This window comes from Streptomyces lonarensis (genome assembly GCF_012033735.1).
Classification (GTDB): domain Bacteria; phylum Actinomycetota; class Actinomycetes; order Streptomycetales; family Streptomycetaceae; genus Streptomyces; species Streptomyces lonarensis.
Genome location: NZ_JAAVJD010000054.1, coordinates 1 through 10,915, shown reverse-complemented (window position 1 = coordinate 10,915; position 10,915 = coordinate 1). Strand labels below are relative to the sequence as shown.

The 10,915-nt window shown below is 74.4% G+C and carries 9 protein-coding genes; 4 read left to right on the top strand and 5 right to left on the bottom strand.

Translation table 11 applies throughout. The features are described from left to right. The first annotated feature begins 70 nt into the window (after window positions 1–70). Genes HCN56_RS09795 through HCN56_RS09785 form a run of 3 tightly spaced genes read left to right on the top strand, consistent with a single transcriptional unit; the run spans window position 71 to window position 3,291 of the window. Window positions 71–742, top strand: coding sequence for an amino acid ABC transporter permease (locus HCN56_RS09795; protein ID WP_167934269.1), 672 nt, complete (start codon window positions 71–73; stop codon window positions 740–742). Then, complete coding sequence (locus HCN56_RS09790) at window positions 739–1,674, top strand: amino acid ABC transporter permease (RefSeq protein ID WP_167969283.1); 936 nt, start codon at window positions 739–741, stop codon at window positions 1,672–1,674. The genes HCN56_RS09795 and HCN56_RS09790 overlap by 4 nt, the downstream gene beginning before the upstream one ends. 36 nt (window positions 1,675–1,710) lie before the next feature. Then, window positions 1,711–3,291: an FAD-dependent monooxygenase gene (locus tag HCN56_RS09785; RefSeq protein ID WP_167969281.1), complete on the top strand. Its 1,581-nt coding sequence runs from the start codon at window positions 1,711–1,713 to the stop codon at window positions 3,289–3,291. Between the two features lie 61 nt (window positions 3,292–3,352). Here the strand turns inward: HCN56_RS09785 and recX are convergent, their stop codons facing one another. The 5 genes from recX to HCN56_RS09760 form a co-directional block, all read right to left on the bottom strand. After that, entirely contained in the window at window positions 3,353–3,976 is a 624-nt protein-coding gene (gene recX, locus HCN56_RS09780; RefSeq protein WP_167969279.1) for a recombination regulator RecX, read from the bottom strand. A gap of 3 nt (window positions 3,977–3,979) precedes the next feature. Beyond that, the gene (gene recA / locus HCN56_RS09775; protein WP_167969278.1) at window positions 3,980–5,113 is read right to left on the bottom strand and encodes a recombinase RecA; all 1,134 of its coding nucleotides are present in this window, start codon (window positions 5,111–5,113) and stop codon (window positions 3,980–3,982) included. Between the two features lie 298 nt (window positions 5,114–5,411). After that, window positions 5,412–5,606, bottom strand: coding sequence for a DUF3046 domain-containing protein (locus tag HCN56_RS09770; protein WP_167969276.1), 195 nt, complete (start codon window positions 5,604–5,606; stop codon window positions 5,412–5,414). A gap of 55 nt (window positions 5,607–5,661) precedes the next feature. Continuing rightward, window positions 5,662–5,973 carry an AzlD domain-containing protein gene (locus HCN56_RS09765; RefSeq protein ID WP_167969273.1) on the bottom strand — a complete coding sequence of 104 codons (312 nt, stop codon included), beginning with the start codon at window positions 5,971–5,973 and terminating at the stop codon, window positions 5,662–5,664. Next, window positions 5,970–6,815 carry an AzlC family ABC transporter permease gene (locus tag HCN56_RS09760; RefSeq protein ID WP_312871156.1) on the bottom strand — a complete coding sequence of 282 codons (846 nt, stop codon included), beginning with the start codon at window positions 6,813–6,815 and terminating at the stop codon, window positions 5,970–5,972. Before HCN56_RS09760 ends, HCN56_RS09765 begins: the two co-directional genes overlap by 4 nt. Before the next feature lie 161 nt (window positions 6,816–6,976). On the opposite strand from HCN56_RS09760, the gene HCN56_RS09755 reads away from it, so the two are divergent. Next, window positions 6,977–10,915: Lhr family ATP-dependent helicase (locus HCN56_RS09755; RefSeq protein WP_167969271.1), on the top strand; the 3,939-nt coding region annotated here is incomplete at its 3' end.

Genomic DNA, 10,915 nt, shown 5'->3' with positions numbered 1-10,915 from the left:
CCCCCCCCCCCCCCCCCCCCCCCCCCCCGCCACCCTTTTCTGTCCGTCACGGCGAGAATTCGAGACCTACGTGTTCGACTTCCTTGATCTACAGCGGTACGACCTGTTCGGGGCCTTCTGGGTCACCGCGCAGCTCGCGGTCTTCTCCGCCATCGGGTCGCTCATCCTCGGCACCATCCTGGCCGGCATGCGCGTCAGCCCGGTGCCCCTCATGCGCGTCTTCGGCACCGGCTACGTGAACATCGTCCGGAACACCCCGCTGACCGTCATCATCCTCTTCACCTCCCTGGGCCTCTTCCAGACGCTGGGCATCGCGATGGGAGGGGACACCTTCACGGAGACGAACTTCCGACTCGCCGTGCTCGGTCTCACCGCCTACACCGCCGCATTCGTCTGCGAGGCGCTGCGGTCCGGCATCAACACCGTGCCCGTCGGCCAGGCCGAGGCGGCCCGTGCCCTCGGGCTGAGCTTCACCCAGGTCCTGCGGCTGGTGGTCCTCCCCCAGGCGTTCCGCTCGGTGGTCGCCCCGCTGGCCAACGTGCTCATCGCCCTCACCAAGAACACCACCGTCGCCGCGGCGATCGGTGTGGCCGAGGCCGCACTCCTGATGAAGACCATGATCGAGAACGAGGCACAGGTGTTCCTGATCGGCGGCATCTTCGCCCTCGGATTCATTCTCCTGACCCTGCCGACCGGGCTGCTGCTCGGCTGGGTGAGCAAGCGCGTGGCGGTGAAGCGATGAGCAACCTCTCCGTTCTCTATGACGCCCCCGGGCCCAAGGCCAAGGCGCGGAACGTCGTCTACACCGTGCTGTTCCTGGTCGGGTTCGCCGCCCTGGTGTGGTGGGTCCTCGCCGCAATGGCGGACAAGGGACAGCTGGACGCCGACAAGTGGAGCCCGTTCGTCACCGACTCCCGGGTCTGGACGACGTTCCTGCTGCCCGCGCTCGGCAACACCCTCAAGGCCGCGGCGCTGTCGATCATCATCGCCCTGCCGCTGGGCGCCGCGCTCGGCATCGGCCGCATGTCGGACCACCGGTGGGTCCGCCTGCCCTGCGCCGCGATCATCGAGTTCTTCCGTGCCATCCCGGTGCTGCTGCTCATGCTGTTCGCGAGCGCCGTCTACGTCGAGTTCACCAACATCAACTCCGACATGCGTCCGCTCTACGCGGTCGTCACCGGCCTGGTGCTCTACAACGCCTCGGTCATCGCCGAGGTGGTCCGCGCGGGCATCCTGTCGCTGCCGCGCGGGCAGAAGGACGCGGCGCAGGCCATCGGCATGCGCAAGGGCCAGATGATGACCCAGGTGCTGCTGCCGCAGTCGGTCACCCTGATGCTGCCGGCGCTGGTCAGCCAGCTCGTCGTCGTCGTCAAGGACACCGCGCTGGGCGGCGTCATGCTCAACTTCGACGAGCTGCTGCGTTCGGTCCGCACGATCAGCGCCAACTACGGGGCGAACACCATCGCGGCGTTCACCGTGGTGGCCCTGATCTTCATCGTGCTGAACTTCCTGCTCACCTCCGCGGCCACCTGGCTGGAGCGCACCATCCGCCGGGGCAAGCGCACCGCCGGCGCGGTGGTCACCGCGGACCCGCACGACCAGATGGAGGCCCAGCCCGCAGCGGCACCGGCCGCCGAGGCCGGGGACCCTCCGACCCCAACCGGCAAGGACTGACTTGACGGTTGATCACCTGCTGGGTTGCATACTCCTGTGCTGCCCGTGATCATCGTCGGCGCGGGCCCGACAGGGCTCGCGCTGGCGCTTGCCCTGGCCCGCCAGGGCGTCCCCAGCCATGTGCTCGAACCAGGTGACGGGCGGGTCGACCAACGACCCGCCCGCAGCTGTGTGCTGCCACCGGACGTCGCGCACTGGGCGGGTCTCCCGGGGGCCGCCGACCGCGCCACCACCTGGCACGCCTGGCGCACCACGCTGCGCGGACGCACCCGCGAACGCGTGGAGTACGCCGCCGGGACGGCGCCCACGCACCTGCCGCTGGACGCGCTGGAGCACGCGCTGCGGCTCGCCGCCGCCGGGCGGCGGCTCATCCGGATCGACACCCGCTCCCGCCTCAGCGGCATTGAGCAGGACGCGCGCGGCGTCACCGCCTACGTGTACCGCGGCGACCGCGACGCGGGCGCGGGACGCGAGGAGAAGGTCACCGGCAGCCATCTCGTCGGCTGCGACGGAGCCCGGTCCACCGTCCGCAAGCTGCTGCGGGTGCCGTTCGCCGGACGCACCTCGGTGGAACGCCACGCGGTGGCCGCGCTCCGGGCCGACCTGCCCGACCCCGCGACAGCCGCGCTCCACCGGGCGCTGCCCGCGGCTCACGGGCCCGTGGACGAGGTGGTGGTGCGGCCGCTGGGCGACCGGCAGTGGCGCCTGGACTGGCCGCTCCCCACCGGGGAGGAGCTCGTCACCCCGGAAGCCCTGCTCGACCTGGTCAACCGGACGCTCACCGCCTGGCACGACGGCGACATCCCGCCGTACGACCTGCTCGACACCGGCGTCTACCTCTGCCACCAGCGGCTCGCGCGCCACTGGCGCGCCGGCCGCGTCTTCCTGGCCGGGGACGCGGCCCACCTCCTCGGCGCCCTGGGCACCCAGCAGACCGCCGAGGGACTGCGCGACGCCGACAACCTCGCGTGGAAGCTCGCCCTCGACTGGCACCACGGTGACGCCGACGCGCTCCTGGACACCTACGAGCGGGAACGCCGCGGGGCCGTCGGCGCCCGGCTGCGCGCCGTGGACCAGGCGCTGCCGCTGGTGAGGGGACGCGGCGGAATCGGCGCGCTGCTGCCGGGGCGGGAGCACAGCCGGCTGACGCTGCTGGGGGACGCGCCACTGGGCCGCGGCGCACTCGGCGAACCGGGAACGTACCCGCAGCCCCGGTCACGGTACGGCGTGGCGGTCTCCACCGAGCCCGGCGCCGTCATCGACGACCTGCCGGTGACGGCGCTCAACGGCGACCGGGGGCAGCTGCACGACCTGTTCGGTGGCCCGCACCTGCTGGTGCTGACCGCCCCCGGCGCCGGGGTCTGGGACGCCTGCCACTGGCTCTCGGCCGGTCTGATGCCGGAGCTGGCCGGGGTGGTGAAGCGGCTGCCGGTGGAGGCGGAGCTGCTGGTGGCCGACAGCTACCCGGGGGCACCCGCCCACACGCTGCTGGTCGTCCGCCCCGACGGCCGACTGGCCGCGGCGCTCCCCGGATCGGCCATCTCGGAACTGGTGCGCTACGCGCACACGCTGCGCGGCCCCGCCGAGCAGCCCCCCGCGGTCACCGGCCGCGACTGACGCGGGCCCCGGCCGGCTGTCGCTGCCGCTCCGGGCGCGGAGCCGGCCATCTCCCGCCGGCTCACTCCGCCGGGAGATGGCGGTCGAGTTCCTCCGGGTCCTCGCCCTCCGCCTCCAGCGCCTCCCGCACCACCCGCAGGGCGAGCCCCTCGGAGTACCCCCGCCGTGCGAGCATGCCGGCCAGGCGGCGGACCCGGCGCTGGCGATCGAGCCCTCGGGTGGCGTGCAGCTTGCGCTCGACGAGGGCGCGCGCCGTCTCCTCCTCCTGTTCGGGGTCGAGTCGTGCGACGGCCTCGTCGATCACCGCGGGTTCCACCCCCTTGGTCCGCAGTTCACGGGCGAGCGCCCGCCGGGCGAGACCGCGCCCGTGGTGCCGGGAGTCCACCCAGGCGCCGGCGAACGCGGCGTCGTCGATGAGCCCGACCTCCTCGAAGCGTGAGAGCACCGCCTCGATCGCGTCCTCGGGGATCTCCCGGCGCCGCAGCGCGCTCTCCAACTGGCTGCGGGTACGGGGGGTCCCGGTCAGCAGCCGCAGGCAGATGGCCCTCGCCTGCTCCACCGGGTCCCTCGGCCTCCCGCCCCCGGGCCCGGTGCCGTCCCCCGGCTCGGGTGCGGGAGCGCCGTCCGGGCCGGGCCGGCGCCGCGACGACCGTCGGCCTCTCCCCGCTCCCTCTCCGAACGGCACCGGTCAGCTCTTGGCTGCTGCTGCGGACTTGGCCGTCTTGGTGGCCTTGGCCGGCGCGGCCGAGGTCGCGGGCGCGGGGACCGACGCCGCGGCGCTGGTCGCGGCGTCCGCGGCCGGCTCCGCGGCGGGCGCCTCCGCCTTCGGGCCGATGCCCAGCTTCTCCTTGATCTTCTTCTCGATCTCGTTGGCGAGGTCGGGGTTGTCCCGCAGGAAGTTGCGGGCGTTCTCCTTGCCCTGCCCCAGCTGGTCGCCCTCGTAGGTGTACCAGGCACCGGACTTCCGGATGAAGCCGTGCTCCACACCCATGTCGATGAGGCCGCCCTCCCGGCTGATGCCGATGCCGTAGAGGATGTCGAACTCGGCCTGCTTGAAGGGCGGGGCGACCTTGTTCTTGACCACCTTGACGCGGGTGCGGTTGCCGACCGCGTCGGTACCGTCCTTGAGGGTCTCGATGCGTCGGATGTCCAGTCGCACCGAGGCGTAGAACTTCAGCGCCCGACCACCGGTGGTGGTCTCCGGGGAGCCGAACATGACGCCGACCTTCTCGCGGAGCTGGTTGATGAAGATCGCGGTGGTCTTCGACTGGTGCAGGGCGCCGGTGATCTTCCGGAGCGCCTGGCTCATCAGCCGGGCCTGGAGACCGACGTGGGAGTCGCCCATCTCACCCTCGATCTCCGCGCGCGGCACCAGGGCGGCGACGGAGTCGATGACGATGAGGTCCAGCGCGCCCGAGCGGATCAGCATGTCGACGATCTCCAGCGCCTGCTCCCCGTTGTCGGGCTGGGAGAGGATCAGCTGGTCGATGTCGACACCGAGGTTGCGGGCGTACTCGGGGTCCAGGGCGTGCTCGGCATCCACGAAGGCGACGGTGCCGCCGGCGCGCTGCGCGTTGGCGACGGCGTGCAGGGTGAGGGTCGTCTTGCCGGAGGACTCCGGACCGTACACCTCGACCACACGGCCGCGCGGCAGACCGCCGACACCGAGCGCCACGTCCAGCGCGGTGGAGCCGGTGGCGATGACCTCGATGGGCTCGTTGCTCCGGTCGCCCATGCGCATCACGGCGCCCTTGCCGAACTGTCGTTCAATCTGCGCGAGGGCGGTGTCCAACGCCTTCTCGCGGTCCGTACCTGCTGCCATGGGTGCCACCGGTTTCTGGTTTGTTCGCTTCACGTCCACCGACGCTAGCTGCTGCCACTGACAAACGCGTCCGACCGCCACCCGCGACGGGCCGACACCCTTCATAAGAATGGGTGTTCGATTTTCCTGTCAAGTGGCACCACGCCGCTGTGGGAAACCGGAAACCGCAGGTCATACAGCGTTTCTGGCCCGCTGTGGACAACTTCCTCACCCGAAGGGATGACCCGGACGCTGCACGGCAGCCGCCGGTGGGCACCCCCGCCCCGGCCCCGCGGGCCCCGTCACCGGCGGGAGCAGGTCAGCGCCGCTCGGGCGGCACCTCCATCGCCGCACAGACCGCCCGCCAGACGGTCTTGGCGTCCCAGCCGGCGTCCAGCGCCTCGTGCACCGTCCGCCCGCCGAGCTCCGACATCACGTGGTCCCGCGCGAACGTGTCCGCGTACCCGCTGCCGAAGTGCTCCGCCATCCGCCGCCAGAAGTCCGTCAACCGCATGGGACCAGTATCGCGCCCCGGCCACCGGGACCCGACCGCGGCGCCCGACACGGCCTCAGCCGCCGAGGGCGCGCACGGCGGCCGTCACCACCACCGCCACCGCGATGACCAGCAGGAAGGGCGCGCGCACCAGCAGGGCGACGGCCGCGGCGGCCAGCCCCGCGGCACGGGCGTCGAGCGCGAGCCCGCCCGGCCCGGCGCCGAAGGTCTGCAACGCGGTGAGCGCCGCGAGCAGCGCCACCGGGAGCAGCACCGCCAGCCGGCGGACGAGCGGCCGTTCCAGCACCCCGGCCGGCACGGAGAGTCCCAGCAGCTTCACCAGGTAGCACCCCACCGCCGTCAACCCGATCGCGAGCCACACGGTCACCGCGCCGCCTCCCCGTCCGCGCTCCCGTCCCCGGACCCCGTGCCCACCCCGGAGCGCCGGGCGCGGGCCCCGGCCGCCAGCAGCACCAGCGGCGCCGCCGCGGCCGCCACCAGCACCGGCACCCCTGCCGGGAGCAGCGGCACGGCGGCCAGCGCGAGGAGCACCGCCAGTGCCGCGGTCGCCCGCTCCCGGGCCCCCTCCAGCATCGGTGCCAGGAGGGCCAGGAACACCGCGGGGCCCGCGGCGTCCAGGCCCCACGCCGCCGGGTCGCCGAGCGCGCCGGCGCCCACCGCGCCGAGCAGCGTGGTCACGTTCCACAGCACGTAGAGCGTCGCCCCGGTGACGGCGAACCCCAGACGCGCCGCTCTCGGACCGGCCTGGGCCAGAGCGACGGCCGCGGTCTCGTCGATCACCCAGTGCGCGGCGAACGGCCGCAGCCGGCGCCGCAACCGGAGGAGCCCGGCGAGCCTGAGCCCGTAGAAGGCGTTGCGCGCACCCAGGAAGAACGCACCCGCCGCCGCGGTGAACGGGTTGCCGCCCGCGGCGAGCGCGCCGACCAGCGCGAACTGCGAGGCGCCGGTGAAGACCAGGAGGCTCAACGCACACGCCTGGAGGACGGAGAGCCCGGCGCTCGCCGCGGTCACGCCGAAGGCGAACCCGGAGAGCCCGACCGCGATCCCGACGCCGAGACCGTCCCGCACGGCCGCGCGCCGCGCGCCCGCGTGGTCGGGAGCGGACGCCGGGACCGCGGGGACGGTGGCCGCCGGGGGATCGGGCGGTCCGGCGTCGGGCCGCCCGGCCGTCGTCGGTGCCGGGGACACCGGCGGTTCCTGCGTTGTCACGGGCTCACGGTAGCCCCGGCCGCCCCAGCGGCACCCGGGGCGTTCTCCAGGCGGACACGCGTGCCGCGGCCCCCGGAACACGCGGGCGACGGGGCCCGGGACGGGGTCGCCCCCGGTGCCGCCGCCACGCCGGTGTCGGTGGCAGGGTGCACGATGGTCGCATGACCGATCGCCGCGCCACGGTGCCCGAGCACTTCTCCCCCGCCGTGCGGGCCTGGTTCTCGGGGGCGTTCGACGAGCCGACCGCGGCGCAGGCGGGCGCCTGGGAGGCCATCGCGGCGGAGTCGGACGCCCTGGTCGTCGCACCGACCGGTTCCGGGAAGACGCTCGCGGCGTTCCTGGCCGCCCTGGACCGGCTCTCCGCCGTGCCGCCGCCCGCCGAGCCGGAGAAGCGCTGCCGGGTGCTGTACGTCTCGCCGCTGAAGGCCCTCGCGGTGGACGTGGAACGCAACCTGCGCTCGCCCCTCACCGGCATCCGGCAGGAGTCGGTCCGGCTCGGACTGGCGGAGCCGGACATCCGGGTCGGCATCCGCTCCGGGGACACCCCCGCCGCCGACCGGCGCACGATGGCGCGACGCCCGCCCGACATCCTCATCACCACCCCCGAGTCGCTCTTCCTCATGCTGACCTCCGCGGCGCGGACGGCGCTCTCCGGTGTGGAGACCGTGATCATCGACGAGGTGCACGCCGTCGCCGGCACCAAGCGCGGCGCGCACCTCGCCCTCACACTGGAGCGGCTGGACGAGCTGCTGCCGCGCCCCGCTCGGCGCATCGGCCTCTCCGCGACCGTCCGCCCGGTGGAGGAGGTCGCCCGGTTCCTCTCGCCGCGGCGCGGCGCACGCGTGGTGCAGCCGCCGTCGGGCAAGGAGTTCCGCCTCTCGGTCGAGGTGCCCGTCCCCGACATGAGCGAGTTGGGCGGCTCCCGCCTGCCGGAGGCGGCGGAGGACCCAGCCGACCCGAGCGCCGCCGACCGGCCGTCGATCTGGCCGTCCGTGGAGGAGCGGATCGTGGACCTCGTCCGCGCCCACCGCTCCACCATCGTCTTCGTCAACTCCCGGCGCCTCGCCGAACGACTCTGCAACCGCCTCAACGAGATCGCGTACGAACGCGAGACCGGTGAGGCGCTTCCCGAGGAGCACGGGCCGGCGGAGCTGATGGGCGGCTCCGGCGCGGGGGCGTCGGCCCCGGCGGTCCTGGCCCGCGCCCACCACGGTTCGGTGTCGAAGGAGCAGCGGGCGCGCGTCGAGGAGGAGCTCAAGGCCGGCAGGCTGCCCGCCGTCGTGGCCACGTCGAGCCTGGAGCTGGGCATCGACATGGGCGCCGTCGACCTGGTGATCCAGGTGGAGTCCCCGCCCTCGGTCGCGTCGGGTCTGCAGCGGGTGGGGCGGGCGGGGCACCAGGTCGGCGCCGTCTCCTCCGGCGTCGTGCTGCCGAAGTACCGGGGCGACCTGGTCCAGTCGGCGGTGGTCACGGAGCGGATGCGCTCGGGTGGCATCGAGGCGCTGCGGGTGCCCGCCAACCCGCTGGACGTCCTGGCCCAGCAGCTGGTGGCCATGACGGCGATGGACGTGTGGGACGTCGACGAGCTGCTGCTCCTGACGCGGCGCGCGGCGCCGTTCGCGTCGCTGCCGGAGTCGGCCTACCACGGCGTGCTGGACATGCTGGCGGGCCGCTACCCCTCCGACGCCTTCGCCGAGCTGCGGCCCCGCCTGGTGTGGGACCGGGTCGCCAACACGGTGACGGGGCGGCCCGGCGCGCAGCGGCTCGCCGTCACCTCGGGCGGCACCATCCCGGACCGGGGGCTGTTCGGCGTCTTCCTCGCCGGGGAGGCGGGGCCGCGGGGCGGCGGCCGCCGCGTCGGCGAGCTGGACGAGGAGATGGTCTACGAGTCGCGGGTGGGCGACGTCTTCACCCTGGGCACCACCTCCTGGCGGATCGAGGACATCACCCGCGACCAGGTGCTGGTCTCCCCCGCGCCCGGGGTGCCGGGGCGGCTGCCGTTCTGGAAGGGCGACCAGCTCGGACGGCCGCTCGAGCTCGGCCGGGCGCTGGGCGCCTTCCTCCGCGAGGTCGGGGCACTGGACCCGGAGCGCGCACGCGGGCGCCTCACCGCGGCCGGGCTGGACGAGTGGGCGGTGGACAACCTCCTCGCCTACCTGACCGAGCAGCGCGAGGCGTGCGGCCACATCCCGGACGACCGGACCATCGTGGTCGAGCGCTTCCGGGACGAGCTGGGTGACTGGCGGGTGGTGGTGCACTCGCCGTTCGGGGCGCAGGTCCACGCGCCGTGGGCGGTCGCCCTCGGCGCGCGGCTGAGCGAACGCTACGGCCTGGACGCGCAGGTGCTGCACGCCGACGACGGCCTGGTCCTGCGGCTGCCGGACGCCGACCTGCTCGGCATGGAGGATGGCGGCGGTGCCCTGCCCGACGCGTCCGGCGACGAGGCGCCGCTGGGCGCCGAGGACGTGCTGTTCGGCGGCGAGGAGATCGAGCAGGTCGTCACCGACCAGGTGGGCGGTTCGGCGCTGTTCGCGTCACGCTTCCGGGAGTGCGCGGCACGGGCGCTGCTGCTGCCGCGGCGGAACCCGGGCCGGCGGACCCCGTTGTGGCAGCAGCGGCAGCGCGCGCACCAGCTGCTCTCGGTGGCGAGCGAGTTCGGGTCCTTCCCCATCGTGCTGGAGGCGGTGCGCGAGTGCCTGCAGGACGTCTTCGACCTGCCCGGCCTGCGTGAGCTGATGGCCGACGTCGAGTCGCGCCGGGTCCGTACCGTCGAGGTGACCACCCGCGAGCCGTCGCCGTTCGCGAGGTCACTGCTCTTCGGCTACGTGGCCCAGTACCTCTACGAGGGCGACTCCCCGCTGGCCGAGCGCCGGGCGGCCGCGTTGTCCCTGGACTCGCGGCTGCTGTCGGAGCTGCTCGGGCAGGCGGAGCTCCGCGAACTCCTCGACGCCGACGTCCTCGCCGAGCTGGAGCAGGAGCTGCAGTGGCTGGCGCGGGACCGCCGCATCAAGGACACGGAGGGCACCGCCGACGCGCTGCGGGTACTGGGCCCGCTGACGGACGAGGAGCTGACGGCCCGTGGCGGCCGGCCCGACTGGGCGACCGAGCTCGCGACGACCCGTCGGGCCATCCGGGTGCGGATCGGCGGCCGGGAGCACTGGGCGGCCGTGGAGGACGCCGGACGGCTGCGCGACGCGCTCGGCGCGGCGCTGCCGGTGGGCGTCCCGGAGGCCTTCACCGAACCCGTGGCCGAGCCCCTGGTGGACCTGCTCGCGCGGTTCGCCCGCACCCACGGCCCCTTCACCACCTCCGAGGCGGCGGCGCGCTTCGGGCTGGGGCGGGCGGTCGCCGAGGGGGCACTGGCGGGGATGACGGCCTCGGGGCGGCTGGTGCGCGGCGCGTTCCATCCGGCGCGGACCGAGAGCGACGCGGGACAGGAGTGGTGCGACCCCGCGGTGCTGCGGAGGTTGCGGCGGCGTTCGCTGGCGGCGCTGCGCGAGGAGCTGGAACCGGTACCACCGGCGGCGCTCGCCGAGTTCCTGCCGCAGTGGCAGCACGTCGCTGCGGTCTCCGGGGACGGCGGGCTGCGGGGGCTCGACGGCCTGGTCCGGGCGGTCGAGCAGCTGCAGGGCGCGCCCGTACCGGCCTCCGCGCTGGAGCGGCTGGTGCTGCCCGCGCGGGTGCGCGGCTACGCGCCGGCGATGCTGGACGAGCTGATGGTGTCGGGCGAGGTGGTGTGGGCCGGGGCCGGCTCGCTCGCGGGCAAGGACGGCTGGGTGGCGCTGTTCCCGGCGGACAACGCGCCGCACCTGCTGCACGAACCGCACCCCCTGGAACTCACCGAGGCGCACCGGGCGGTGCTGGACGCGCTGGAGGGCGGCTACGGCCTGTTCTTCCGGGACATCGCCGCCCGGGTCACCGCCGCGGGGGTGGAGGCGGGCGACGCGGCGCTGGCCGAGGTGGTGTGGGAACTGGCGTGGTCCGGTCGGCTGACCAACGACACGCTGGGGCCGCTGCGCGCGCTGCTCGGGTCGGGGCGCACCGCCGGGGCGACGGCGCACCGGGCCCGCCGGGCGCCGCCGCGCGCCCGGTACGGCGGC

Coding starts and splice junctions, on each gene's coding strand:
- HCN56_RS09790 (WP_167969283.1), top strand. CDS start 739: ATGAGCAACCTCTCCGTTCTCTATGACGCCCCCGGGCCCAAGGCCAAG.
- recA (WP_167969278.1), bottom strand. CDS start 5,113: ATGGCAGCAGGTACGGACCGCGAGAAGGCGTTGGACACCGCCCTCGCG.
- HCN56_RS09770 (WP_167969276.1), bottom strand. CDS start 5,606: ATGCGGTTGACGGACTTCTGGCGGCGGATGGCGGAGCACTTCGGCAGC.